Origin of the sequence: Rhodococcoides corynebacterioides (assembly GCF_019834675.1) — a bacterium.
Classification (GTDB): domain Bacteria; phylum Actinomycetota; class Actinomycetes; order Mycobacteriales; family Mycobacteriaceae; genus Rhodococcoides; species Rhodococcoides corynebacterioides_A.
Genome location: NZ_JABUBU010000032.1, coordinates 1 through 26,387 on the forward strand (window position 1 = coordinate 1; position 26,387 = coordinate 26,387).

Annotated in this window: 19 protein-coding genes; 10 read left to right on the top strand and 9 right to left on the bottom strand. The window is 71.4% G+C overall.

Annotated elements, in window-relative coordinates:
• The first annotated feature begins 309 nt into the window (after window positions 1–309).
• Both HQ603_RS17945 and HQ603_RS17950 read left to right on the top strand, forming a co-directional pair.
• Window positions 310–996: a response regulator transcription factor gene (locus tag HQ603_RS17945; protein WP_308126607.1), complete on the top strand. Its 687-nt coding sequence runs from the start codon at window positions 310–312 to the stop codon at window positions 994–996.
• A complete protein-coding gene (locus HQ603_RS17950) occupies window positions 993–2,363 on the top strand; it encodes a sensor histidine kinase (RefSeq protein ID WP_222686112.1) in 1,371 nt (456 codons plus the stop codon). The genes HQ603_RS17945 and HQ603_RS17950 overlap by 4 nt, the downstream gene beginning before the upstream one ends.
• Here the strand turns inward: HQ603_RS17950 and pyrE are convergent.
• The 4 genes from pyrE to HQ603_RS17970 form a co-directional block, all read right to left on the bottom strand.
• A complete protein-coding gene (pyrE, locus tag HQ603_RS17955) occupies window positions 2,360–2,902 on the bottom strand; it encodes an orotate phosphoribosyltransferase (RefSeq protein WP_222686113.1) in 543 nt (180 codons plus the stop codon). The two genes, HQ603_RS17950 and pyrE, sit on opposite strands and share 4 nt — an antisense overlap.
• A gap of 19 nt (window positions 2,903–2,921) precedes the next feature.
• Window positions 2,922–3,509, bottom strand: a complete 588-nt coding sequence (locus HQ603_RS17960) for a hypothetical protein (protein ID WP_222686114.1) — start codon at window positions 3,507–3,509, stop codon at window positions 2,922–2,924.
• Window positions 3,510–3,592: 83 nt separating this feature from the next.
• Entirely contained in the window at window positions 3,593–4,387 is a 795-nt protein-coding gene (locus tag HQ603_RS17965; RefSeq protein ID WP_222686115.1) for an SDR family NAD(P)-dependent oxidoreductase, read from the bottom strand.
• Window positions 4,388–4,414: 27 nt separating this feature from the next.
• Window positions 4,415–5,059, bottom strand: a complete 645-nt coding sequence (locus tag HQ603_RS17970) for a hypothetical protein (RefSeq protein WP_261774045.1) — start codon at window positions 5,057–5,059, stop codon at window positions 4,415–4,417.
• Between the two features lie 257 nt (window positions 5,060–5,316).
• Between HQ603_RS17970 and HQ603_RS17975 the strand changes: the two genes are divergently transcribed.
• Window positions 5,317–10,785 carry an ATP-binding protein gene (locus HQ603_RS17975; RefSeq protein WP_222686116.1) on the top strand — a complete coding sequence of 1,823 codons (5,469 nt, stop codon included), beginning with the start codon at window positions 5,317–5,319 and terminating at the stop codon, window positions 10,783–10,785.
• A 60-nt stretch (window positions 10,786–10,845) separates the two neighbouring features.
• Here the strand turns inward: HQ603_RS17975 and HQ603_RS17980 are convergent, their stop codons facing one another.
• Window positions 10,846–11,661 (bottom strand): hypothetical protein, encoded by an 816-nt coding sequence (locus HQ603_RS17980; protein ID WP_222686117.1) that lies wholly within the window; start codon window positions 11,659–11,661, stop codon window positions 10,846–10,848.
• 153 nt (window positions 11,662–11,814) lie between these two features.
• Between HQ603_RS17980 and HQ603_RS17985 the strand changes: the two genes are divergently transcribed.
• Both HQ603_RS17985 and HQ603_RS17990 read left to right on the top strand, forming a co-directional pair.
• The gene (locus tag HQ603_RS17985) at window positions 11,815–13,227 is read left to right on the top strand and encodes an amino acid permease (RefSeq protein ID WP_222686118.1); all 1,413 of its coding nucleotides are present in this window, start codon (window positions 11,815–11,817) and stop codon (window positions 13,225–13,227) included.
• A gap of 61 nt (window positions 13,228–13,288) precedes the next feature.
• Window positions 13,289–15,022, top strand: coding sequence for an EAL domain-containing protein (locus HQ603_RS17990; RefSeq protein WP_222686119.1), 1,734 nt, complete (start codon window positions 13,289–13,291; stop codon window positions 15,020–15,022).
• Between the two features lie 3 nt (window positions 15,023–15,025).
• Here HQ603_RS17990 and clpB read toward each other — a convergent pair whose 3' ends face one another.
• A complete protein-coding gene (gene clpB, locus HQ603_RS17995) occupies window positions 15,026–17,572 on the bottom strand; it encodes an ATP-dependent chaperone ClpB (RefSeq protein WP_222686120.1) in 2,547 nt (848 codons plus the stop codon).
• Window positions 17,573–17,766: 194 nt separating this feature from the next.
• Here clpB and HQ603_RS18000 point away from each other — a divergent pair, with 194 nt between their 5' ends.
• Window positions 17,767–18,930 carry a globin domain-containing protein gene (locus HQ603_RS18000; RefSeq protein WP_222686121.1) on the top strand — a complete coding sequence of 388 codons (1,164 nt, stop codon included), beginning with the start codon at window positions 17,767–17,769 and terminating at the stop codon, window positions 18,928–18,930.
• Window positions 18,931–18,941: 11 nt separating this feature from the next.
• Here the strand turns inward: HQ603_RS18000 and HQ603_RS18005 are convergent, their stop codons facing one another.
• Both HQ603_RS18005 and HQ603_RS18010 read right to left on the bottom strand, forming a co-directional pair.
• The gene (locus HQ603_RS18005) at window positions 18,942–19,199 is read right to left on the bottom strand and encodes a DUF2277 domain-containing protein (RefSeq protein WP_222686122.1); all 258 of its coding nucleotides are present in this window, start codon (window positions 19,197–19,199) and stop codon (window positions 18,942–18,944) included.
• A 151-nt stretch (window positions 19,200–19,350) separates the two neighbouring features.
• Window positions 19,351–19,644 (bottom strand): WhiB family transcriptional regulator, encoded by a 294-nt coding sequence (locus HQ603_RS18010; RefSeq protein WP_222686123.1) that lies wholly within the window; start codon window positions 19,642–19,644, stop codon window positions 19,351–19,353.
• 222 nt (window positions 19,645–19,866) lie between these two features.
• Between HQ603_RS18010 and otsB the strand changes: the two genes are divergently transcribed.
• Window positions 19,867–22,425 (top strand): trehalose-phosphatase, encoded by a 2,559-nt coding sequence (otsB, locus tag HQ603_RS18015; RefSeq protein ID WP_222686124.1) that lies wholly within the window; start codon window positions 19,867–19,869, stop codon window positions 22,423–22,425.
• A 4-nt stretch (window positions 22,426–22,429) separates the two neighbouring features.
• On the opposite strand, the gene HQ603_RS18020 is transcribed toward otsB, so the two are convergent.
• The gene (locus HQ603_RS18020; RefSeq protein ID WP_222686125.1) at window positions 22,430–23,518 is read right to left on the bottom strand and encodes a LacI family DNA-binding transcriptional regulator; all 1,089 of its coding nucleotides are present in this window, start codon (window positions 23,516–23,518) and stop codon (window positions 22,430–22,432) included.
• A gap of 167 nt (window positions 23,519–23,685) precedes the next feature.
• On the opposite strand from HQ603_RS18020, the gene HQ603_RS18025 reads away from it, so the two are divergent.
• From HQ603_RS18025 to HQ603_RS18035, 3 genes are read left to right on the top strand one after another with little or no spacing between them, the layout of a single operon-like run.
• Window positions 23,686–24,624, top strand: coding sequence for a metal ABC transporter solute-binding protein, Zn/Mn family (locus HQ603_RS18025; protein WP_222686130.1), 939 nt, complete (start codon window positions 23,686–23,688; stop codon window positions 24,622–24,624).
• A gap of 46 nt (window positions 24,625–24,670) precedes the next feature.
• On the top strand, window positions 24,671–25,471 hold the full coding sequence (locus HQ603_RS18030) for a metal ABC transporter ATP-binding protein (protein WP_222686126.1): 801 nt from the start codon (window positions 24,671–24,673) through the stop codon (window positions 25,469–25,471).
• A gap of 1 nt (window position 25,472) precedes the next feature.
• Window positions 25,473–26,342 carry a metal ABC transporter permease gene (locus HQ603_RS18035; protein ID WP_222686127.1) on the top strand — a complete coding sequence of 290 codons (870 nt, stop codon included), beginning with the start codon at window positions 25,473–25,475 and terminating at the stop codon, window positions 26,340–26,342.
• Window positions 26,343–26,387: the final 45 nt, after the last annotated feature.

Sequence of the window (26,387 nt, forward strand, 5' to 3'; positions counted from 1 at the left end):
GGGCTGATCCGTGCCCGGTGCCTGCTCGGCGCTCGGGGCCTGTCCGGTCGTGGTGGGGGCGGGCGGCGCTTCGCCGGGTCCGTCGGCCAGGGCGGTGCCGGTGATGCCGAGCGCGAGGCCACCGGCGAGGGCGGCTCCGACGACCACACGGCGGGAACGCAGTGACAACTTCACACGCTTCTCCTTCTCGATCGGGCACCCGGACGGGCGCCGCTGTCGAGAACCGACGATCGGCGCCGAACCTGAAGCGGCCCTGAAATCGGCGCGGTCTTCAGCGAGGCTTCAGGAGCGCACCCGCACACTGGTGAGGTGACGGAACCACGCCCCGCTGCCCGCATCCTGCTGGTCGAGGACAACGACGCCCTCCGACTGTCGGTCGCGACGGCACTCGAGAGCACGGGGGCGCGGGTCCGGGCGGCGGCGGACGGCGCGGACCTGGAACGCCACCTCACCGAGTTCACCCCGCACCTGCTGGTGCTCGACGTGATGTTGCCGGGCCGGAGCGGAGTCGAGCTGCTCAGGGTGGCGCGCTCGCGCCGGGACGTCGCGGTGATCCTGCTGACCGCGCGGGACACGGTGGACGACCGGGTCGCCGGACTGACGGCGGGTGCGGACGACTACGTGGTCAAGCCCTTCGCCATGGCGGAACTCCTCGCGCGGGTGACCTCGGTTCTGCGCCGCTACGACGCGGTGGCCACGACGATCGAGTGCGGGGACCTGGTGGTGGACACCGAATCCGGCGACGCGACGCGGGCCGGCCACACGCTCGACCTCACGGCGACGGAGTGGAAACTGTTGTCCTACCTGATCTCTCAGCGGGGCCGCACCGTCAGCAAGACCCAGATCCTCACGCAGGTCTGGGGATACGACGCGTACGACGAGAACCTGGTCGAGGTCCACGTCAGCGCCCTCCGCCGCAAGCTCGAGGAACACGGCGGCCGCATCCTGCACACGCGCCGCGGCATCGGCTACGTCCTCAGTGCGGACCCGACATGACCGGCCTGCGCACCCCGTCCCTGCGCCGTCGACTCGTCCTGTCGGTGATGGCGGTGGTGCTCGCCCTGCTCGTCGGAATCGCCGTCGCCGCAACGGTGTTGCTGCGCCACCAACTCGAGGCCTCCGCGGGCGACAGTCTCGCCGGACGAGCGCAGACCGCGCAGCGCCTCCTGGACAACGGGGCCGACGCGGCGGAGATCGTCTCGGCCACCCAGGGCGAGAACGTCGCCGCGCAGGTGGTCACCACCGACGGCCGGGTGGTGGGTGACCTCACCCTCCGGGCGACGACGCCGCCCCCCGCCCTGCGGCCGCCGAACGGCGGCCCGCCGGGACCACCACCACCGGGTGACGACGTGCCGCGCACGGTCGCCACCCGCGTGTCGACGACGACGCTCTCGGACGGGTCGATCCTCACCGTCGCGGTGGACGCGTCGGGCATCGCGGCGGTGCAGCGGCAGCTTCTGCTGGTCCTGATCCCGCTGGTCACGGTGGCGGCGTTGGTGGCGGCCGCGCTCCTCACGGTGGTGGTGGGCGCGTCGTTGAAACCGTTGCGCGGCATGACCTCTCTCGCCCGATCGATCACGCGCGGTCGCCGCGGCGAGCGGCTCTCCCCCACCCGCACGGACACCGAGCTGGGCGAGACCGCACTGGCGTTCGACGAGATGCTCGACGAGCTCGAGGGCGCCGAAGCCCGTGAGCGTGCCGAAGCCGAGCGCACCCGGCAGTTCGTCGACGACGCGGCGCACGATCTGCGCACGCCGGTGGCGGGGATGTCGGCCGCGGCGGAGACGCTGCTCCGCCCCTCCGACGCGGATCGGGACACCCGAGAACGCCTGCTGACAGCGATGATTCGGGAATCGCGTCGGGCATCGGCGTTGATCGACGATCTCCTGACCGTCGCCCGGTCGACGGACGAGGTGACCCTGGACCGGCGTCCGCACGATCTGCTCGAGATCGCCCGCGCGGACGCCGAGCGAATTCGGATCGGTCGGCCGGGGACCACGGTGATCGTCACCGGGCAGCCCACGGCCGCGGCGATCGACGCACCCCGCGTCGCGCGAATCCTGGCCAACCTGACCGACAACGCCGTCCGCTACGGGCCACCCGGCGGGACCGTGACGATCACGGTCGACCGCGACGGACCCGACGCCCGTATCCGGGTGCACGACGACGGTCCCCCGCTCGGCGAGGCGGATCGGGAGCGCATCTTCGATCGCCTCGTCCGCCTCGAAAGTGCGCGATCGACGGCGGGATCGGGGTTGGGGCTGACCATCGCCCGCCGCTTCGCCCGCGCGCACGGCGGCGACGTGCGCTACGACGGGTCGGCGTTCGTCGTCACTCTCCCGATCGAGGGCCGACTCGGCTAGAGGCCCAGATCTCCGAGCCCGAGCAGCGACCGGTACTCGAGCCCCTCAGCCGCGATGACGGCGTCGGCGCCGGTGTCGCGGTCCACCACGGTGGCCACGCCGACCACCTCGGCGCCGGCGTCCCGCAGCGCGCGGACGGCGGTGAGCGGCGAGTTGCCGGTGGTGGTGGTGTCCTCGACCACCAACACCCGCGTGCCGACGACGGTCGGCCCCTCGATCTGCCGCTGCATCCCGTGGGTCTTGGCGGCCTTGCGAACCACGAAGGCGTCGATCGGGCGCCCGGGGGCGTGCATGACGGCGAGTGCGACCGGATCGGCGCCCATGGTGAGACCTCCGACCGAGGCGAAGTCCCAGTCCGACACCAGGTCTCGCATCAGCACGCCGATGAGTGCACCTGCCCGGTGGTGCAGCGTCGCCCGGCGCAGGTCGACGTAGTAGTCGGCCTTCTTGCCGGAGGACAGCGTCACCTCGCCGTGGACGACGGCCAGGTCACGGACCAGGCGAGCCAGTTCGGCACGGTCGGCGGAATCGTTGCTCACGACCGGTCAATCTACCGACTCAGGCGGCGAGCGCCGGGACGGGGACATCGGTGACACCGGGAGCGGCGAGCGGGGCGGAGGCCGTCTCGACGAACAGGTCCGGTGCGCCGATGCCGAGGGTCCGCACCACCGGGCCGGTCAGCGGGGAGCGCACCAGACCGGCCAGGGCCGCCGCGTGCGTGTTGTAGACGCGCACGGCGCCCGCCACCCGCCGCTCGAGGTGGTCGAGTTCGGTGACGGCGGCGGTGAAGTCCCACCGCACGCGGCCCGATTCCCGGCCCGTGCACACCAGCTGATGCACCGCGGCGGACAGGGCGTTCTCGGCGGCGGCGCGGGTGCCGAGGTCCGCGCGTCGTTCCCGGACGATCGCGGACCAGGACCGCGCGCCCACGGCCTGGTTGATGGCGTCGCGGTCCAGGTCCGCACCGACGGCGGCGCGGGCGAGCTCGGGGACCAGCAGACGGCGGTGGTCGAGGGCGACCTCGAGCAGGTGCAGTCCGGCCACCACCGTGTCGGTGGCCCGACGGGCGCGACGAACCACCGCCACGAGCCACACCAACGAGACGACCACCGTCGTCGCCGTCACCGACAGGATCGCAGAAGCCACAGGAGTCACACGACGAACCTAAACCGGCCGAACCCCAACCGTCGACCTCAGGTCGAGACTCAGTGACATCTACCCGGGGTGCGCTACGTCCGCCCCCGCGCGCTGCCCACCGCCGACGCCGCCCGCCGCGCGACCGATCGCGGAATCAGCCGGGACGCCGTGGTCAGTGCCTTGTACTGCAGACCGGGCACGCTGAGCACCCGCCCCTTGTCGAGGTCGGCGAGGGACGCGTCCACCACCTGGTCCACCGAGAGGTACATCAGCGACGGAATGGACGACATCTCGATGCCCGCCCGCTGGTGGAACTCGGTGCGGACGAAGCCGGGGCACAGCGCCTGGATGCGCACCCCGGTGCCCGCGAGGCCCCCGGCCAGCCCCTCGGTGAGGGACACGACGTACGCCTTGGACGCCGAGTACGTCGAACCGCGGCCGGAGAGCAGCCCGGCCACACTGGCCACGTTCACGATGGTTCCCGACGCCGCCCGCACCATCGACGGCAGCGCGGCGCGGGTGAGCTGGACGACGGCAGTGACGTTGACGTCGAGCTGCGACTGCAGCAGGGCCGGGTCGGCGCTCCAGAACTCGCCCGACGTGCCGAAGCCCGCGTTGTTCACCAGGAAGTCGACGCCGGCGGTGGCGCGCTCGATCGTCGCCTCGCGACCGTCGGCGGTGGCGAGATCGGCCACCAGCACCTCGGAGTCGGTGCCGTGGCGGTCCTTCAGCTCGGCGGCGAGCGCGCGCAGGCGCTCCTCGTCGCGAGCGACGAGCACCAGATCGTGGCCGCGCGCGGCGAGACGACGAGCGAACCCGTCACCGATGCCCGACGTGGGGCCGGTGACGAGCGCGACGGGTTTTCCGGACCGGGGAGGACGCGTCATGGCGTCGACCCTAATCGGTGAGGTTGCTCACTCGTCGGCGGGCGAACGACGTTCGGACACCGCACGGCGCGGCGGCAGCACGTGCAGGAGTCCGGACAACCGCGTCACGGTGTCGATGGCCGCGTCCCAGTCGCGCCCGGAGCTCTGCAGCGGCAGGGTGCCGAGGGTCCATTCGCCCTCGCTCCACAGCAGCTGCACCGCGCTCGGAACGGACTCGGTGAACGACGCCATCCGGCGATCGCACACCCGACGCGCGACGTCGAGATCGGTGGCGAAGACGATGCGCGGACCGAGTGCGCCGAGCAGCGACAGGTCCGCGTCCTTGGGCGGCGGATCGGTGCGCGACCGCAGATCGAGATCGACGTCGGACCCGACCTCGCGGCGGACCGCCACCACCGTGACCGTGTCCTCGAGGTCGAACAACACGAATTTCTCGCCGCGCCGGACGCCCTCGACCACGTCGACCGCGGCGAGGAACTCCTGGTTCGCCAGCGCCGCGCGCGAGAACGTTCCGGGCAGCGAACGGTCGATCGAGGTGTACCGGTAGCCCTGCGCCTTCGCCCACATATGACGGACCCGGCCGAGCTGTCCGCGGCGGGCGTGGTCGATGTACAGCAGCGCGACCGCACCCGCGAGCGCGATCAGAGCGAGGCCGAACCACACAGCTGTCATCGCCCGCAGTCTAACGCCCGCCCGGACCGCTCCGGTCCCGCCGGGCGGCCCGGCCGGCGTCGTCCACTACCCGCCGGTATACCCGTCGGTAACGCATCGTCCGAGGTCAGTGACCGATCATGACCTCCCGGCGTCGTTCTTGGTTGTACTCGCCAGTACGGTTCGAGGCCGTCACACTGGTCCGCGAGCGTCGACGAGACCACACCGAGACCGAGTCGACCAGGCCACCCCGACACCCCACACACCCGGCGGAGCGCATGTTCACACGTATTGCAGTTGTCAACCGAGGAGAGGCCGCCGTCCGCCTCATCCGAGCCGTACGCGAACTGAACGCCGACGTACCCGAGCACCCGCTCACCGTGATCGCGCTGCACACCGACGCCGAGCGTCGCGCGATGTTCGTGCGCCAGGCCGACGAGGCCGTGACCCTGCGCAAGTCCGGCCCCGGCAACCCCTACCTCGACCACGCCGAGCTCGAGCGCGCCCTGATCGAGGCCCGCGCCGACGCGGTGTGGGTCGGCTGGGGCTTCGTCGCCGAGGACCCCGCGTTCCGCGAGGTGTGCGACCGCCTCGGCATCACCTTCATCGGCCCCACCGCCGAGGCGATGCGCCTGCTCGGCGACAAGGTCGAGGCCAAGCTGCTCGCGGAGAAGGTCGGCGTCCCCGTCGCCCCGTGGAGTGGTGGTCCCGTCGAGACGCGTGCCGACGCGCGTCGTCACGCCGCCGCCATCGGCTACCCGCTGATCATCAAGGCGCGCAGCGGTGGTGGCGGTCGCGGCATCCGCAAGGTCTACGCCGAGGACGAGCTCGAACTGGCCCTCGAGCGCACGCAGGGCGAGGCGGAGCGCTCCTTCGGCGACCCCGTCGTTTTCCTCGAGCGGCTGGTCACCGAGGCCCGCCACGTCGAGGTGCAGGTGATCGCCGACCAGCACGGCAACGTGTGGGCGCCGGGTGTGCGCGACTGCTCCATCCAGCGTCGCAACCAGAAGGTCATCGAGGAGTCCAGCTCCGCCGTCCTCACCGCCGAGCAGGCCGATCATCTGCGCACCGTCTCCGCCGACCTGGTCCGCGCGGCGGGCTACCACGGCGCCGGCACGGTGGAGTACCTCTACCAGCCGGATCAGAAGATCTTCACGTTCCTCGAGGTCAACACGCGCCTGCAGGTCGAACACCCCATCACCGAGGTCACCACCGGCATCGACCTGGTGAAGCTGCAGATCCGCACCGCCCGCGGCGAGCAGCTCGAGGGCGAGTGCCCCGGCGAGTTCGGCCACGCGGTCGAGGCCCGCCTCAACGCCGAGGACGCCGACAACGGGTTCGCCCCGGCCCCCGGCAGCGTGCAGCTGCTGAAGTTCCCGCTCGGCTCGGGCCTGCGCGTCGACACCGGTATCGCCCAGAACGACGTCATCCCACCGGATTACGACTCCATGGTCGCCAAGGTCATCGCCTGGGGCCGCGACCGCGCCGAGGCCCTCGCCCGCCTGCGGACCGCGCTCCGCGAGACCACCGTCGTCATCGACGGCGGCACCACCACCAAGTCGTTCCTCCTCGATCTGCTCGACCGTGAGGAACTGATCGAGGCCACCGCCGACACCGGCTGGCTGGACCGCACCGGTGCCGGCACGGCCGACGGCCCCACCCGCGTCGCCGACATCGCGCTCGTCGCCGCGGCCGTCGACGCGTACGACGCCGACGAGGCCCGCGAGCGCGCCAAGTTCCTCCTCTCCGCCCGCGGCGGCCGCCCCCGCGCGAGCCACGACATCGGCCGCACCGTCGAGCTGAACTACCAGGGCCAGGGCTACCGCGTCACGGTCGGCCAGATCGGCCCGCACCGCTACCTCGCCGAGGTCGACGGACACGAGCTGACCATCGACCTCGAGCGCCTCGGCGAGTTCGAGCGTCGCGCCGTGGTCGACGGCACCCGCTACTCGCTGGTGACGGTGCCCGGACCGGCCGGCTACCTGGTCGAGGTCGACGGCGTCAGCCACCAGATCACCCAGGACGAGGCCGGACTGGTCCGCGCTCCCGCCCCCGCCGTCGTGGTCGCCGTGCCGGTCGCCGTGGGCGACGAGGTCGAGGCGGGCGCCACGCTGGTGGTGCTCGAGGCGATGAAGATGGAGACCGCCGTCCGCGCAGCGACGGCCGGCCGCGTCACCGAGGTGCTGGCCACGGTCAACGCCCAGGTCGACAACGGCGCCGCCCTCCTGCGGGTCGAGCCCGTCGGCGAGCAGGCCGCGGCGTCGACCACCGCCCGCGTGGAGTTCCGCACCCCGTGCAGCGAAGCCGAGCGCGACGACCGCGCGACGGCCCTGGCCCTGCTGGACGAGGTGCGCGCGCTGATCGGCGGCTTCGACGTCTCCGCGGCGCGGGCACGCGCCGTCCTCGTCGAGTACGACGCGCTGCGCGGCGGGCTGCCCCGCGGCGACGGCGATCTGGTGCGGGCCGAGCTGGACCTGCTCGGCACGTTCGCCGACCTGTGCGAGCTGACCCGCAACCGGCCGACGATGGACGAGGAGGGCACCGACGAGCGCGTCCACAGCCCGCGCGAGCACTTCCACGCGTTCCTGTCCTCGCTCGACCCCGACGTGCACGGACTGCCGGATGCGTTCCGCGACAAGCTGCTTCGCGCCCTGCGGCACTACGACAAGACCGACCTGGACCGCGGCGCCGACCTCGAGGAAGCCGTCTTCCGACTCTTCCTCGCCCAGCAGCGCATCGAGAACCAGGTGCCCGTCATCGCCGCGCTGCTCGACCGCTGGATCGCCGACCCGTCGGTGGCGCCGGACGCGACGCGCGACGTGGCCGAGGTCCTCGACCGCCTGATCGTCGCCACGCAGGTGCGCTACCCGGTGATCGGTGACGTCGCCCGCAACCTGCGCTTCCAGCTCTTCGACGAGCCGCAGATCCGCAAGGCCCGCGAGCAGGTGTACGACGGCGTGCGCGGCTCGCTGCAGTACCTCGCCGAGCGTCCCGACGCCGACGATCACCAGGAGCGCATCGACGCCCTCGTCGCCACCGAGGAGCCGCTGGTCGAGCTGCTGTCCCAGCGGGTCTCCGACCCCGGCGCGCTGCTCGAGGTCATCACTCGCCAGTACTACGAGATCCGTGACTTCGAGGACGTCAAGGCGTTCGATCGCGAAGGGCGACACTACGTCTCGGGCACCTTCACCCTGGTCGGCGGCAAGGTCTCCCTGCTCGCCACGATGACCGATCGCGCCGGCCTCGCCGACACGCTCGACGCCGTCGCGCTCACCGCCGGGCCGGACCCGCAGAACCTCGCGGTCGACGTCTACCTCTCGTGGGCCGACGCCCCCGAGGACGGCGACGCGCTGGCGGCCGACCTGCACGACGCGCTGGCCGGCCACCCGGCCGTCACCGCCTGGCGCCGGGTCACCGTCACCGTCTTCGGGCGGGGCACCGGCATCTCGCACCAGGTCACGTTCCGACCCACCGCGGACCGGTCCGCACTGGCCGAGGACATCTCGCTCCGCGACCTGCACCCGCTCACCGGGCAGCGACTGGATCTGTGGCGCCTGAAGAACTTCGACGGCGTCCGCATCCCGTCGACGCCGGGCACCTTCCTGTTCGACGTCGTCGCCAAGTACAACCCGAAGGACGAGCGGCTCATCGCGCTCGCCGAGATCCGCGACGCCACGGTGCAATTCGACGCCGCGGGCAACGTGGTGGCGGCCCCCGCCCTCGAGCGCACCCTGTCCGCCTGCCTCGACGGCATCCGTCGGGCGCAGTCGCGGCGCGGCAACCGACGCCTCGACCACAACCGCGTGGTGCTCTACGTGTGGCCGGTGCTCGATCTGCCCCTGGACAAGTTGCGCACCGTCGCACGGCATCTCGCGCCGCTGACGGTCGCGGCCGGTCTCGAGGAGATCACCATGATGGCGCGGGTGTCGGTGCGTCCGGGCGCCGAGCCCACGCGTCAGGCCCTGCGGTTCTCCTACCGCCCCGGCACCGGGGTGGTCACCCGCATTACCGAGCCGCCCACCGAGCCGATGCGCCCGCTGGACACCTACACCCAGAACGTGCAGCGGTCCCAGGCTCGCGGCACGGTCTACCCGTACGAGCTGATCCCCGTGCTGACCAAGCGCGACGGCTCGTTCACCGAGTACGACCTCGACGAGAACGGCGCCCTGCAGCCGATCGCCCGCCCCTACGGGCAGAACACGGCGGGCATCATCGTCGGCCTGATCTCCACGCCGACGGCCCTGCACCCGGAGGGCATGACCCGCGTCGCGCTGTTCGGTGACCCGACCAAGGCGCTCGGCACCGTCGCGGAGGCCGAGTGCGCCCGTGTGGTCGCCGCCATCGACCTCGCCGAGGAGATGGACGTCCCCGTCGAATGGTTCGCGCTGTCCTCCGGCGCCACCATCTCCATGGACTCGGGCACCGAGAACATGGACTGGGTCTCGCGGGCCCTGCGCCGCATCATCACGTTCACCCAGGCCGGCCACGAGATCAACGTGGTGGTCGCGGGCATCAACGTCGGCGCGCAGCCGTACTGGAACGCCGAAGCAACGATGCTCATGCACACCAAGGGCATCCTGGTGATGACGCCGGAGAGCGCGATGGTGCTGACCGGCAAGCAGTCGCTCGACTACTCCGGTGGCGTCTCCGCCGAGGACAACTTCGGCATCGGCGGCTACGACCGCGTCATGGGCCCCAACGGCCAGGCGCAGTACTGGGCACCCAACCTCGGCGCCGCGTGCGACGTGCTCTTCGCCCACTACGAGCACGCGTATCGCGCACCGGGAGAACGCTTCCCGCGCCGCGCCGCCACCTCCGACCCCGTCGACCGCGACGTGCGCACCTACCCGCACGTGCACCCGTCGAGCGACTTCGAGACCGTCGGCGACATCTTCTCCGCCGAGCGGAACCCGGAGCGCAAGAAGCCCTTCGACATCCGCACGGTCATGCGCTCGGTCGTCGACCAGGACCACGCGGTGCTCGAGCGGTGGGCCGACATGGCCGACGCCGACACCTCCGTCGTCTTCGACGCCCACCTCGCCGGCTACCCGGTGACGGTCATCGGCATCGAGTCCCGCGCCATCTCCCGCAAGGGCTGGTTCCCGACGGACGGACCGGACCAGTGGACGTCGGGAACCCTGTTCCCGCGCTCGTCGAAGAAGACCGCTCGGGCGATCAACGCGGCCAGCGGCAACCGCCCGCTGGTGGTGCTGGCCAACCTGTCCGGCTTCGACGGGTCACCGGAGTCGCTGCGCAACCTGCAGCTCGAGTACGGCGCCGAGATCGGTCGCGCCATCGTCAACTTCGACGGCCCGATCGTCTTCTGCGTGGTCTCGCGCTACCACGGCGGCGCGTTCGTGGTGTTCTCCGGAGCGCTCAACGAGAACATGGAGGTGCTCGCGGTCGAGGGCTCCTTCGCCTCCGTGCTGGGCGGTGCCCCCGCCGCGGCCGTGGTGTTCACCCGCGACGTCAACAAGCGGACCGCCGCCGACCCGTCGGTGCGCGATCTCGAGGCGCGGATGAACGACGCCGACGACGACACCGAGCGGGCCCGCCTGCAGGTGGAGCTGTCCGCGACCCGCACCGCCGTGCGGTCGCAGAAGCTCGGTGAGGTGGCCGCGGAATTCGAGGCGGTGCACAACATCGAGCGTGCCCGCGAGGTCGGGTCGGTCCATCACATCGTGGCCGCCGCCGAACTCCGTCCGCAGATCGTCGCCGCGATCGAGCGGGGTATGGCCCGGAGCTGACCCCTCTCCCTGCCCCGCCCCGTCCGGTCCCGGGGCGGGTCGGGGCGGGTCAGGGTTGGGTCAGAACCCGCCGCTGACGATGACGTTCGCGGTGATGGTGCCGTTCTCGAGCGGGGAGCCCTGCACCACCACGGACGTCCCGGTCCGCAGATCGGCCACCGATCCGGCCCCGAGGGCGAGCACCCGCGTCTGCGGCGTCGTCGTGACGGTCACCGTCGATCCCCCGATGGCCTCGAGCACCAGCGTGGTGCCGTCGTTGGAGACGATCCGACCGACCGTCGCCCCCTGCGTTCCGAGCGCCTCCCCCACACCGCCGGGGATCTGGTCCAATCCCGGCAACGACGGCGTCGTCTCCGGTGCGGTGCTCGGCGGCGGCGTGGTCGTGGTGGCCGGCGCCGAGGACCGCGGGGTGATCGCGGGCGCGGCGGTGGTCGACGACGACCGCGAGTCGATCAGCAGCCACGCGCCCAGCCCGACCAGCGCGATGACCAGGACAGCGACGACGCCGACGATCACGCCCTTGTTCGGCCCCTTGCCCCCGCCGCCGGAACCGTCGAGCGGGGGCGCTTCGCCGTACTGCTCGGGCGGGTACTGACCGGGCGGATACTGACCGGGCGGGTACTGCCCCGTGGCGTACGGATCGGGCGGATACTGCCCCGTCCCGTACTCCCCCGCCCCGTACTGCCCCGCGGCGTACGGATCGGGCGGGTACTGCCCGGCGGGAAGGGCTTCGGTGGGGCGGTAGCCGGACTCACCCCAGGCGCGACCGGTGCCCTGAGCCCCGTAGGCCTCTGTCGGGTCGGAGGTGTGGCCGAGGTACTCGGTCGGCTGGTCCCGCTGTCCCTCACGTCCGTCGCGTCCGTCGGCTGTGTTCATGTCGACGAGGGTAGGGACAGACCGCCCGGTCCACCACGGCCTCACCGATCGCGTGACGACGGAACGGGGCAAAAGGGACGACTTCGTGCACCCGTGGCGCACGGTCGGACTCGGTGTGGTCGACTCGAGTTCTCACCTCTCACCAGGAGTGCCATGTCCACGGACCAGAGTCTCGATCCGCACACCGGGTCGCTCGGGACCTCGCTCAAGCCCCGCCACGTGACCATGATCTCGATCGCCGGCGTGATCGGCGCCGGCCTCTTCGTCGGGTCCGCGACAGCCATCAATCTGGCCGGCCCCGCCGTCCTGCTGGCCTATCTGTTCGCCGGCATCCTCGTCGTCCTCGTGATGCGCATGCTGGGCGAGATGGCGACGGCCAATCCGGACACCGGATCGTTCTCCACCTACGCCCACCGCGCGCTCGGCCACTGGGCGGGCTTCTCGGTCGGGTGGCTGTACTGGTGGTTCTGGGTGCTGGTCATTCCGGTGGAGGCGACGGCGGGTGCGCTGATCCTGAACTCGTGGCTCGGCGGCGAGCAGTGGATGTGGGCACTGGCCATCACCCTGGCGCTCACGGTGACCAACCTGCTGAGCGTCGGCAACTACGGCGAGTTCGAGTTCTGGTTCGCGCTGATCAAGGTGGTGGCGATCGTCTCGTTCATCGCGCTCGGCGTCCTCGCGATCCTGGGTCTGCTGCCGGGCAGCAGTGTCAGCGGCGTGTCCAACCTGTGGAGCAACGGCGGGTTCATGCCGTTCGGCTTCGGTGCGGTCATCGCGGCGATGCTCACGACGATGTTCTCCTTCATGGGCACCGAGATCGTCACCATCGCCGCGGCCGAGTCCCCGGATCCGAAGAAGGGCATCACCCGCGCGGTCAACTCGGTGATCTGGCGCATCATGCTCTTCTACCTGGGGTCCATCTTCGTCGTCGTGGCCTTGGTGCCGTCGCAGGAACTCGACGCGAGCACCGGGTCCTACCAGTACGTGTTGGGCGCCATGAACATTCCGCACGCGGATCGCATCATGGACGTGGTGATCCTGACGGCCGTCGCGTCGTGCCTGAACTCCGCGCTCTACACGGCGAGCCGCATGCTGTTCTCGCTCTCGGAGCGCGGCGACGCGCCGGCGGCGGTCCGTCGGGTGTCCGGTCGCGGCGTCCCGTACGTGTCGGTGCTCGCGTCGACGGCGCTGGGTTTCGTTGCCGTGGTGGGCAATTACGTCCTGCCGGAGAAGCTGTTCGGCTACCTGCTGGCCACCACCGGGGCCGTGGCGCTGTTCGTCTACCTCACCATCGCGGCCAGCCAGTTGGTCCTGCGCCGCACTCTCGACCGCGAGAACCGTCGGCCCCCGGTTCGAATGTGGCTGTACCCGTGGCTGACCTACCTGGCGATGGGATTCATCGTGGTGGTCCTGGTGATGATGGTGGTGCTGCCGGACCAGCGGTCGGCCATCGTGCTCTCCGGCATTCTGGCCGCGGCCACGGTTGCGGCGGGTGTTCTCCGGCAACGGCACGGAACCACGCGGTCCGCTGTCGACAACGGCGGCGACACGACGGCCGCGCGGTAGTTTCCTCACACGTCCTCCGCACCCCCGCGGCCAGGGTCGAGCCACGCGAAGCGAGTCCGACGTGATCAGTCAGCGGATCAGCCCCGATCCGGTTCTGTCGTTCCTGGTGATGACACCCAAGCCCGCCGAGCGATCGCGGTTGATCATCGCGCTGGTCACCGTCCTGGTCGGCGTCTCCGGCCTGACCCTGCTGCCGTCGTCGGCGCTGCGGCCCGGCGGTGACGTGGTGGTCGCCGTGGCCGCCGCGACCACCGTGCCGGTCGCGGCCGTGTGGCTCACCGGGCGGCGGCCGGCGTGGTTCGAGACGGCCTTCGTCGTCTACGCCACGGTGGGTGTGGTCGCGGTGCTCGCGATGTACTCCTCGCCCTTCCACGCCATGCCGTCCTGTTCGGCGCTGGTGCTGATCTCGTTGTACGCCACGGCATTCACCCGCCCGCGCATCATGGCCGCTCACGTGGCGGTGTCGATGGCGGTGCTGCTGACGTTCGCGGCCGTCGCCCTGGCGGGAGACGACGACGGGTGGATCGTCCTGACGCACCTGCTGTCGGTGGCGGCGCTGTTCGCGTCGCCGTTCGTCATGCGGTACTACGTGTCGTTCCTGCGCCGCCAGGTGGACGAGTCGCAGCGCGATCCGGTCACCGGACTGCTCACGCGCCGCGGGCTCTACAACCGCGTCACCGCACTCGCGCGGACCGTGCCGGCGGTGCGGGCGGTGGGCGTCGTGACGGCGGAGATCGCGGCGACCGCCGAGCTCGAGAAACGGTACGGCCACGCCGTCGTCGACGACGTCGTGATCGAACTCGCCGAGCGCCTCACCGCGTCGTCCCCCGACGACGCCGTGGTCTCGCGTCTGGACGCCGACCACCTGCTGTCGGTCTTCCCCGCACCCGAGGAGCGGGCGGCGACGGCCGCACGCCACGTGGCCGACGCGGTGACGACGACGCCGCTGCGCAGCGCCCCCGCCGACGTGCGGGTGGGCTCGATCGTCGAACCCTTCACGGCCGGTGAGGATCCCGGCACGTTCCTGCATCGGACCCTCTCGCGGGCGCAGGCCGCGCTGCGTGATCGGACCGCGCCGCCGGGCCCGGGCGGCGACGTCCACCGCGCCGTGTCGACGCTGATCGCGGACGGGGGACCCCGCATCGTGTTCCAACCGGTCTGCCGGACGGCCGACCTCGCCGTGGTGGGATACGAAGCGCTGTCACGGTTTCCGGACGGCAGCGGGTCGCCGGTCGCCTGGTTCGCGGACGCCGAGACCGTCGGTCTGCGAGTCCAGCTGGAGATGGCGGCGGTGACCAACGCACTGCGTGCGTCGGCCGCCCTGCCGCCGGGCGCGTTCCTGTCGATCAACGCCTCGTCGGCCACGCTGGTCTCCAGCGAACTCGCGGCCGCGCTCACCGCCCACCTGCCGGTACGACGGCTGGTCCTCGAGATCACCGAGCACGACCGCATCGAGGACTACGCCTCGGTGCGGGCATCGATCGCGGCGCTGCGCTCGGCCGGTGTGGTGGTCTCGGTCGACGACGTCGGCTCCGGGTACTCGGGCCTGCGCCAGCTGGTCGAGCTCGAGCCCGCGGTGGTCAAGCTCGACGCCTCGATCGTCCGCGGCATCGACACCGACCCCATGCGCCGTGCGGCCGCGGTCTCCATCGTCACCTTCACCCGCGAGATCGGCGCGCAGTGCGTGTTCGAGGGCGTGGAGACCGAGGCCGAGCTGGCCGTCGCGGCCGAGGTGGGCGCCGACCTGGTGCAGGGCTACCTGCTCGGTCGCCCCGCACCACCGCCTACCGGCTGAGCGTCACGACACCACCAGCGCGTCGGCGTCGGTGTCGACGGTCACGTGCACCGTGTCCCCGTCGGTGATCCGGCCGGCCAGCAACGCCTTGGCCAGCTGGTCGCCGATGGACTGCTGGATCAGCCGACGCAGCGGACGTGCGCCGTACTGCGGGTCGTAGCCGCGCACCGCCAACCAGAAGCGCGCCGACGGCGACACGTCGAGCTCGAGCCGCCGCGCCGCCAGGCGGTGCTGCAGCTGATCGAGCTGGATGTCGACGATCGACTGCAACTGCTCCTCCGACAGCGGATCGAAGATCACGACGTCGTCGAGGCGGTTGACGAACTCCGGCTTGAACGCCGCCCGCACCGCCGCCATGACGTGGTCGCGGTCGCCGCCCGCCCCCAGGTTGGAGGTGAGGATCAGCAGGGTGTTGCGGAAGTCCACCGTGCGACCCTGGCCGTCGGTGAGCCGACCCTCGTCGAGCACCGCCAGCAGGATGTCGAAGACGTCGGGATGGGCCTTCTCCACCTCGTCGAACAGCACCACGGTGTACGGCCGACGCCGCACGGCCTCGGTGAGCTGGCCACCCGCGTCGTACCCGACGTAGCCGGGAGGCGCGCCGACCAGGCGAGCCACCGAGTGCTTCTCGCTGTACTCGCTCATGTCGATGCGGATCATGGCCCGCTCGTCGTCGAACAGGAAGTGCGCGAGCGACTTCGCCAGCTCCGTCTTGCCGACGCCCGTCGGGCCGAGGAACAGGAACGATCCGGTCGGCCGGTTGGGGTCGGCCACGCCGGCCCGCGCCCGACGCACCGCGTCGGACACCGCCTGCACCGCCTCGTCCTGCCCCACGACCCGGCGGCCGAGTTCCTCCTCCATGCGCAGCAGCTTCGCGGTCTCGCCCTCGAGCATGCGTCCCGCGGGAATGCCGGTCCACGACGCCACGACGTCCGCGACGTCGTCGGGTCCGACCTCCTCCTTGAGCATGACGTCGCCCTGCGGGGTGCTCTCGGCCGTCTTCTCCGCGAGCTCCTTCTCGAGCGCCGGGATGCGGCCGTACCGCAGCTCCGCGGCCCGACCCAGGTCGCCGTCGCGCTCGGCGCGCTCGGACTCGCCGCGCAGCGCTTCGAGCTGCTCCTTGAGATCGCGCACCGAGTCGATGGCGTTCTTCTCGTTCTGCCACCGCGTGCTGAGCTCGGCCAGCTTCTCCTTGCTGTCGGCCAACTCCGCGCGCAGCTTCTCGAGCCGCGACCGGGATGCGTCGTCGGTCTCCTTGGCCAGCGCCATCTCCTCGATCTCGAGGCGTCGGACGACGCGCTCGATCTCGTCGATCTCCACCGGCCGCGAGTCGATCTCCATGCGCAGGCGGGACGCGGCTTCGTCGACCAGGTCGATCGCCTTGTCCGGCAGGAAGCGCGAGGTGATGTACCGGTCGGACAGCGTGGCCGCCGCGACCAGGGCGGAGTCGGTGATGCGCACGCCGTGGTGCACCTCGTACCGCTCCTTGAGTCCGCGCAGGATGCCGACGGCGTCCTCGACGGACGGCTCCCCGACCACCACCTGCTGGAATCGCCGCTCCAGGGCGGCGTCCTTCTCGATGTACTTGCGGTACTCGTCGAGCGTGGTCGCACCGACCAGCCGCAGTTCGCCGCGGGCGAGCATCGGCTTGATCATGTTGCCGGCGTCCATCGCGGACTCGCCGGTGGCGCCCGCGCCGACGATGGTGTGCAGCTCGTCGATGAACGTGATCACCTGGCCGGCGGAGTTCTTGATGTCGTCCAGCACGGCCTTGAGCCGCTCCTCGAACTCGCCGCGGTACTTCGCGCCCGCGACCATGGATCCGAGGTCCAGCGAGACCACGGTCTTGCCGCGCAGGCTTTCCGGCACGTCGCCGGCGACGATGCGCTGGGCGAGACCCTCGACGATGGCCGTCTTGCCGACGCCCGGCTCACCGATGAGGACCGGGTTGTTCTTGGTGCGGCGGCTGAGCACCTGCACGACGCGGCGAATCTCGGTGTCGCGCCCGATGACCGGGTCGAGCTTGCCGCTGCGGGCGGCCTCGGTGAGGTCGGTCGAGTACTTCTCGAGCGCCTGGTAGGTGCCCTCCGGATCGGGGCTGGTCACACGGGCGCTGCCCCGGACCGCGGTGAACGCGTCCCGCAGTGCCTGCTCGGTGGCGCCCTGGTTCCGCAGCATCCGGGCGACGTCGGACTCCGCGCTGGACAGACCCACCACGAGGTGCTCGGTGGAGACGTACTCGTCGTCGAGCTCGGTGGCGAGCTGCTGCGCCGCGGTGATCGCCGCGAGGGCCTCGCGGCCGAGCTGCGGCTGCGTGGTGGAGCCGGTGGCGGTCGGCAGGCGATCGACCAGCGTCTGCGCTTCCTTGCGCACGACGCCGGGATCGACCCCGACGGCCTTCAGCAGCGGACCGGCGATGCCGTCCGTCTGGTCGAGCAGGGCCACGAGCAGGTGAGCCGGTCGGATGTCCGGGTTACCCGCTGCGGATGCCGACTGCAGGGCAGCGGTGAGCGCCGCCTGAGTCTTGGTGGTGGGAGTGAACGAGTCCACCGGTCACCTTCCTTCGTGTCGTGTTCCGTCGACGGTCACAACACTACCGCACCTGAGTCCATTCCACTCAACTTTGTTGCCCATCTTGCGCGCAGGTCGCGGGGTTCACGCACGTGGTGGCCGGTCTTCCGGGCGACGGCTAGCATCGTGGCCGACCGCCACATCCGTCACACGTTCACCGTCGGGGGTGTTCCATGCTCGACGCTCACGCGCTCGCGGCCGTGCGCGACGGGGTGTCGGGTGTGCTGAGCGACGAGCGTCGGCGCGACGCCGTCGCCCGCACCTTCTACGCGCGCCTGTTCGCGGAGTACCCGGACTTCCGCGCCTTCTTCCCCGCCGGCATGGATCAGCAGCGGCATCGTCTGATGCGGGCGCTCGCGCACGTCGTCGCCCACGTCGAGGACGGGGCGTTCGTCCCCTTCCTGCACCAACTGGGTCGGGACCACCGCAAGCACGGACTCACCGGCGCCCACTTCCTGGCGGCGTCGAACGCCCTCGCCGCCGCCGTGCGCGAGAACGCCGACACCTGGAATCCGGAGATCGACGCCGCGTGGCGACGCGTGGTCTCGGCCGTGTGCCACACGATGGCGATGGGAGCCGACTCCGAGGACCTGCCGCCGTACTGGACTGCCACCGTCGTCGAACATCACCGCGTCCTCGACGATCTGGCGGTGGTGCGGCTCGAGACCGACGGGGACATCCCGTTCGAGGCCGGCCAGTACCTGAGCGTGCAGATCCCCCAGCGGCCCCGGCTGTGGCGGTACTTCTCCCCCGCCATCGCGCCGAACGACTACCGCGGCATCGAGTTCCACGTCCGACGGGTCTCGGCCGGCTGGGTCAGTCCGGCCGTGGTCTCGGAGACGACGGTGGGCGACCGCTGGCTGCTCGGCCCTCCGCTCGGCGGTCTGCGCGTCGACACGTCGCCGGGCGCGGAGGACGTGCTGATGATCGCGAGCGGAACGGGCATCGCGCCGCTTCGCGCCCAACTCATGGCTCTGGCCGTGCGGAGCAGCCCGCCGCGGGTCCACCTCTTCGTCGGCGGCGCGCACCCCAGCGACCTCTACGACCTCGACACCCTGATGGCGCTGGCACGCACCAATCCGTGGTTGACCGTCGTCCCCGTGGTCGAGAACACCGAGGAGCCGTGGTGGCGTCCGCCGACCGGCCGTGAGCTGCCCGTCGGCGTACACCGCATGCTCGTGGGCAAGATAGGACCCGTGGTCACCCGCTTCGGGTCGTGGGCGGACCGGCAGATCCAGATCTGCGGCTCACCGTCGATGGTGCGCAGCACCCTCTACGCGCTCCGGAAGGCCGGCACGCCGATGAGCCACGTCCAGCACGATCCCCTGGGGTACTGACCCGAACGCGGCTACCGACCGGCGCTGTGGGCCAGGCGGCGGAGCGGCGGTTCCGTCTTCGGCGGCTGACGACGCGGCGGCAACGTCGCGAGCAACCGACGGGTCGACGCCGTCACCTCGGCCACCGCGGCCTCGAACGGCTCGCGATTGGCCTCGGACAGGGTGCGCAGCCCGCTGACCTTGCGCACGTACTGCCGAGCCGCGGCCTCGATCTCGTCCTCCGTCGCCGCGGGCTCGAGTCCGCGCAGCTCGGTGATGTTCCTGCACATGCTCTCGACGGTAGACCCGCATTCACGCGGGGGAACCCCGAACGGAAATCCCACCGACGCCGGTGCAATCACCGACAGTCGGCCGTGCGTTTCGGTTTTTTCCCCGATTCCGCGCGAAGAATGTGATCGATATCGCCGGACTGTAATTCGTTCAGCCGATAGCGCGGGCATTCGACAGTGGTTCCACGAGGGTGCGTTCCGGAGCCGACAGACCGCCCCAGACGCCGTACGGTTCGCCCGCCGCGATGGCGTACTCGCGGCACCGCTGCAGCACCGGGCACTGTGCGCACACCCGTTTGGCCTGCTCTTCTCGGGCGGCACGCTTGTGCCCGCGCTCGCCTTCGGGGTGGAAGAACACGGCCGAGTCCATTCCGCGACAGAGACCCTGCATCTGCCACTCCCAGGTGGTGGCGACGGGTTCCGGCAAACGAACGGGCTTGGACATGACACTCCTCGAACTCCGACAACTACGACGCGCTCGTCACGGTGGCAGTATGACATTACGGAGAAACGACTCCGGAGTTAACGGAGAATTCCTCGAAACAGTCACGGGTGCCGAATTCCCCCGTCGACGCGCCGCCGCGGAGTCCGCGCGGGTCGCGCTCACCGGCCGGGCCGGGCTCTCCCGATGCGCCGTCGACGCCCTCGGTGGCCTAGATTCTGTCCGGTGAGCGCCGCCGATCTGCCCCTGACACTGCGCCGCGCCCTCGTGAGCATCGCGAGGGTGCCGCGACTGCTGGTCGCCTCGGACTACGACGGCACCATGGCCCCGCTCGTCTCGGACCCGCAGAAGGCGTTTCCCCACCCGGAGTCGGTCCGTGCGCTGCGCACGCTCGCGGGGCTGGATCACACGGACGCGGCGGTCATCTCCGGCCGCGCGCTGCGCGACCTCGCCATTCTGTCCCGCCTGCCCGTCGAGGTGCAGCTGGTCGGCAGCCACGGCTCGGAGTTCGACGCGGGGTTCGTCACCGAACTGGGCGACGACGCGAAGGAACTCCTCGAGCGGCTGATCGCCGAGCTGCGCGGTATCGCCGCGCAGGGCGAGCACATCACCGTCGAGACCAAGCCCGCCAGCGTCGCCCTGCACGTGCGCAACGCCGACCCGGAGGTGGGCGAGCGCGCCCTCACCGCCGTGCGCGACGGCGTCGCCCAGTGGGACGGAGTGCAGGTCACCGAGGGCAAATCGGTGATCGAGCTGGCCGTCATCGTCACCGACAAGGGTCAGGCGCTCGACATCCTCCGCCACCGCGGGGGCGCGTCCGCCGCGCTGTTCTTCGGCGACGACGTCACCGACGAGAAGGCGTTCCGCCGCCTGCACGGACCCGACATCGGCGTCAAGGTCGGCCCCGGTGACTCGCTCGCCCAGTACCGCGTGGAGAGCACCGAGGACGTCGCGGCCGCCCTGGCCTTCCTCACCGAGGAGCGTCGTCGGTGGCTCTCCGGCGCCGACGCCCCGCGCATCGAGCGGCTCACGATGGTGGCGAGCCCGCGGTCGGTCGCCCTGCTCACCCCCGACGCCTCGCTGACCTGGCTCTGCCATCCCGAGCCCGACTCCGCCGCGGTGTTCGCGCACCTGCTCGGCGGGGACGAGGCCGGCCACTTCACCGTGGGCCCGGCGCGGCCGTCGTTGCCACTGAGCCAGCAGTACCTCGACAGCACGATGACGGTGCAGACCCGGTGGGCCAGCCTGCAGGTCACCGACTACCTCGCGCACGACGTCGCACCCGGACGGACCGACTTCACCCGCGTCGTCACCGGGACGGCGAAGGCCGTCGTGACGTTCGCACCGCGGCCGGAGTTCGGTCAGGCGCGCATGCGCCTCGAACCGGAGGACGACGGCCTGCGGATCCACGGCACCAACGATCCGATGGTGCTGCGGGCGCCGGGGCTCGACTGGTCCATCACCATCGAACACGGCCAGGAGACCGCGCGCGCCGAGATCGATCCGTCGGGCGGTCCCGTCGTGCTCGAACTGCGCTGCGGAACCGAGGATCTGGGACCGTCCGCGGTGCCGGAGCCGGAGCGTCGCGCGCAGGCCGAGGCCTACTGGAGCGACTGGGCCGCGGGCCTGTCCCTGCCGCCGCTCAAGCCGGACCTGATGAAGCGCTCGGCGCTCACGCTGCGCGGCCTGGTCCACGCCGACTCGGGGTCGATCATGGCGGCGGCCACCACGTCGTTGCCCGAGGAGATCGGCGGCGTCCGCAACTGGGACTACCGCTACTGCTGGCTCCGCGACGCCGCCCTCACCGCCTCCGCCCTGGTCTCGCTCGGGTCGACGTCCGAGGCCGAGGCCTATCTCGGCTGGGTGCACGACGTGCTCGCCACCGTCCCCGGCCCCGAGCGCCTGCACCCGCTGTACACGCTGTGGGGGCAGACGCTGCCGCCCGAGGCCGTGATCGACGTCCTGCCGGGGTACGCCGGGTCGCGCCCCGTGCGCGTCGGCAACGCCGCCAACCAGCAGGTGCAGCTCGACGTCTTCGGCCCGATCGTCGACCTGATCCACACGCTCGCGGCCACCCGCACCGCGGCGGGCGTCACCGACCCCGACGTCGCGCTGCCGGACCGGGACTGGGAGTTGGTGCGGGCCATGGTCGACGCCGTCGAACGACGGTGGGCCGAGCCGGATCACGGCATCTGGGAGATCCGCGGGAACCCGCGCCACCACGTCTACTCGAAAGTCATGTGCTGGTTGACCGTCGACCGCGCCCTCACCCTGGCCGAGACCTACGGCCGCGAGGCCCAGCTCGGGTGGACCACGCTGCGCGACGTCATCGCCCAGCAGGTGCGCGAGCAGGGATGGAACGACGAGGCGCAGTCCTACACGGCGGCCTACGACGGCACCGACCTCGACGCCGCCACCCTGCACATCGGCCTGTCCGGGCTGATCGAGCCGGACGACCCGCGTTTCCAGGCCACCGTGCTCGCCACCGAGGCCGAATTGCGTTCCGGCGCCACGGTCTACCGCTACCACCACGACGACGGCCTGCCCGGCGGCGAGGGCGGCTTCCACCTCTGTGCGGCGTGGCTGGTCGAGGCGTACCTGCTGATCGGTCAGCGACAGCCGGCGGAGGCCCTCTTCACCCAGTTGGTCGCCGCCGCCGGGCCCACCGGACTGCTCAGCGAGGAGTACGACCCCGTGGCCGAGCGGTCCCTGGGCAACCACCCGCAGGCCTACTCGCACCTCGGGTTGCTGCGGTGCGCGCAGCTCCTCTCCGCGGGGCGCTGACCGATCAGGATGCGCGGGGCGGCCCGAGCGTGCGCCCCGGCACCAGCGTCGTCGGCAGGTGCTCGGTGCGGTCGACGCCGGAATGGCTGACGCCCAACACGATCTCGCCGACCAGGCGACCCTTCTCGACGACGGGCTGGCGGACCGTCGTCAGGCCCGCCCGTTCGGCGTCGTCGACGCCGTCGAAGCCGGTGACCGACAGCGCGCCCGGTATCGAGATGCCCTCCGCCGCACAGTGATCGAGCGCGCCGAGGGCGAGCACGTCCGACGTGCAGATCACGGCGGTGGCGTCGGGCACGGCGGCGAGCGCCTCGGCGGCAGCGGACCGGCCCGCCGGGCGGGTGTTCTCGAACCGCTCGACCACGGTGACGTCGTCGCCCACACCCGCGGCGAGGGCGGCGTCGCGTACCCCGGCGATGCGCTCGCGCTGGACGTGGAACGTGATGGACTGCAATCGATCCGGCCCGACGACGCCGTCGTGACGGTCGCGTCGCAGGCGCATGCAGAGCACCGCGACGCGCCGGTGCCCCTGCGCGAACACCTGCTCGGCGAGTTCGCGCATGGCCGTCCGGTCGTCGATGCCGACGAGCGAGGTGTCGGCCGCGTCGCGGGGTTGGTCGCACACCACGGTCGGCAGGTGACGTTCCCGCACCGCGGTCAGGTGCGGGTCGTCGTCGGAGACGGAGTAGACGACGAAGGCGTCGACACCCGCCTGCTGCACCACCGCGGCCGCCTCCTCCGGGGTGGCCGCGGGGCCCGCCGGGATGAGCAGCAGTCCCCGGCCGGCCGACTCGCATTCCTCGGCGAGGCCGGTGAGGAACCGCACCGCGGCGGGGTCGCTGAAGGAGTAACTGAGCGCCTCGGTGAGCACCAGCCCGACGGCCCCGGCGCGCCGGGTACGCAGCGAGCGGGCCACCGGATCGGGCCCGGGGTACCCCCGCGCCCGGGCGGCGTGCAGGACGCGCTCGCGCATCTCGGGCGAGAGCTGATCGGGCCGGTTGTACGCGTTCGAGACCGTGGTCCGCGAGACGTTGAGTTCGGCGGCCAGCGAGGCGAGTGTCGCCGTGCGCCGTGGTTCCGTGGACCTCGCCATGGTGCGACGGTATCGGGTACACGGGCCCCCGTCACCGGGGGTGCTGATTCGTGATCCGGCCGGGGCCGGGGTTACAGTGGTGACAACGATTACCGTTAGCAACTGAGCCCGCCAGGAGTACACCCGTGTCCGCACTCTCGCCCCGTACCGGCATCGCCGCGATCGCGATGACCGCCGCCGCCGCCACCGCCCTGGCCGGATGCGGCACGTCGGACTCCTCCGGCGGCGAGAGCGGCGGCCGACCCACCGTCGTCGCCTCGACCAACGTGTGGGGATCCGTGGCCGAGGCCGTCGCCGGCGACCGGGCCGACGTGCGGGCCATCATCGCGGACCCGTCCGCCGACCCGCACTCCTACGAGGCCAGCCCCGGCGACGCCGCGGCCCTCTCCGAGGCGTCGCTGGTGGTCTACAACGGCGGCGGGTACGACGAGTTCGTCGACGACGTCCTCGCCTCGGCCTCCGACGTGCCGAGCGTCGACGCCTACTCCTTCCTCGGCGATCACGGCCACGACCACGCCGACGGTGGCGAGGTGGACACCGCCCACGCCGACGGTGATCACGCCGGTCACGACCATGCCGGCGAGAACGAGCACGTCTGGTACGACCCCGAGATCGCCGCCGCCACCGCGGAGGCCGTCGCCGAGCAGCTCGGCACGATCGACCCGGACAACGCGTCGTACTACACGGCCAACGCCGAGGCCTTCCACGAGCAGGTCCACGAGGTCACCGACATCACGGACCGCATCGCGCAGCAGCGTCCCGATGCTCCCGTCGCGCAGACCGAGCCCATCGCGCACTACCTGCTCGAGCTCGCCGGCCTCGACGACCGGACCCCCGAGGACTTCGAGAACGCGATCGAGGACGGCAACGATCCGTCGCCCGCCGCCATCGCCGCGACCCGCGACCTGTTCACCGCGCGGTCCGTCGACGTGCTCGTCTACAACGTGCAGACCGAGGACAACGTGACCGCCGACGTGCGCCGCGTCGCGGAGGAGAACGGCGTCCCCGTGGTCGAGGTGACCGAGACGCTGCCCGAGGGGCAGACCTACCTCGAGTGGCAGCGCGGCGCCGCGCAGAGCCTCGCCGACGCGCTCGGCGTCGCATAGGGCACTCTGTATCGGTGACACGCTCGTGCTCGACGACGGAGGCCCGGTGACCGCGGTTCGACTCCAGGGCGCCACGCTGGCCTACGGGGAGCGGGTGCTGTGGTCCGATCTGGACCTCGAGGTCGCCCCGGGCGAGTTCGTGGCGGTGCTCGGCCCCAACGGCTCGGGCAAGACGTCGCTGCTGAAGGTGCTGCTCGGCCAGAACCGGTTGACGTCCGGCACCGCCGAGATCGTGGGCGGACGCGCGTCGGTCGGGTACGTCCCGCAGCAGAAGGCCATCGACGAGGGCGTGCCCCTGCGCGGACGCGACTTCGTGGGGCTGGGCTGGGACGGTCATCGCTGGGGCATCGGCCTGCGCGGCCGCGCCGCCCGTCGGGAGGCGGTCGACGCCGCCATCGCGTCGGTGGGTGCCGAGCAGTTCGCCGACGCCCCACTGGGGCAGTTGAGCGGCGGCGAGCAGCAGCGTCTGCGCGTCGCCCAGGCACTGGTCGGCGACCCCGCGGTCCTCCTGTGCGACGAGCCGCTGCTCAGTCTCGATCTGGCCAACCAGCAGGTGGTGGCCCACCTCATCGACCGACGACGACGCGCCCACGGCACGGCCGTGGTGTTCGTGACGCACGAGATCAACCCGATCCTGCCGATCGTCGACCGCATCGTCTATCTCGTGGACGGCAAGTTCCGCATCGGCACCACCGACGAGGTCATGACCTCCGAGGTGCTCTCCGAGCTCTACGACACCGACGTCGACGTGCTCCGGGTGCGCGGCCGCCTGGTGGTCGTCGGCACGGGCGACGCGATGGACGCGCTCGGCGCCGCGGGAGCCCACCACCCGACGGAAGAGATCTGACGTGGACAAGGTCCTCGACGCGCTGAGCAAGGCGTTCGACTTCGGCACGACGGCCGACCTGCTGACCTACGACTTCGTCCAGCAGGCCCTGATCGCCGCCGCCATCCTCGGCGTGCTCGCCGGTGTCCTGGGTCCGCTGATCGTTAGCCGGCAGTGGTCCTTCGCCGTGCACGGCTCGTCCGAGCTGTCCCTGACGGGTGCGTCGGCGGCACTGCTCGCCGGCCTCGCCGTCGGAGTCGGGGCCATCCTGGGCTCCGTCATCGCCGCGGTGCTGTTCGCGCTGCTCGGTCGCCGTGCGCGCGAGCGCGACTCCGTCATCGGCGTCATCATGAGCTTCGGCCTGGGCCTGTCGGTGCTGTTCCTGTGGGCGTATCCCGGCCGCACCGGCACGTCGTTCTCCCTGCTCGTCGGCCAGATCGTCGGCGTCGGCAGCACGGGACTGGGGCTGCTCCTCGGTGTCGCCGTGGTGGTTCTGCTGGTGCTGCTGGTCGTCTACCGGCCGCTGCTGTTCGCCAGCACGGACCCGGAGGGCGCCGAAGCCCGCGGCGTTCCCATGCGCGCGTTGTCGATCGTGTTCGCGGTGCTCGTGGGCGTGGCCTGCGCGCTGGGCGTGCAGATCGTCGGGGCACTCCTGGTGCTCTCCCTCCTCATCACCCCGGCCGCCGCGGCCTCCCGCGTCACCGCCAACCCCGTCACCGCCACCGTCCTGTCGGTCGTCTTCGCCGAGGTCGCCGCGGTGGGCGGGATCCTGCTGTCCCTGGCGCCGGGGGTGCCGGTCTCCACCTTCGTCACCACCATCTCCTTCGTGATCTACCTCGTCTGCCGGGCCGTCGGGCGTCGTACTCCGGCGCGGGTGCCGGCTGCGGCCTGACTCTCTCCCCTCCCCGCGTCCGCCCCTCCCCGCGCCGGAGTACGA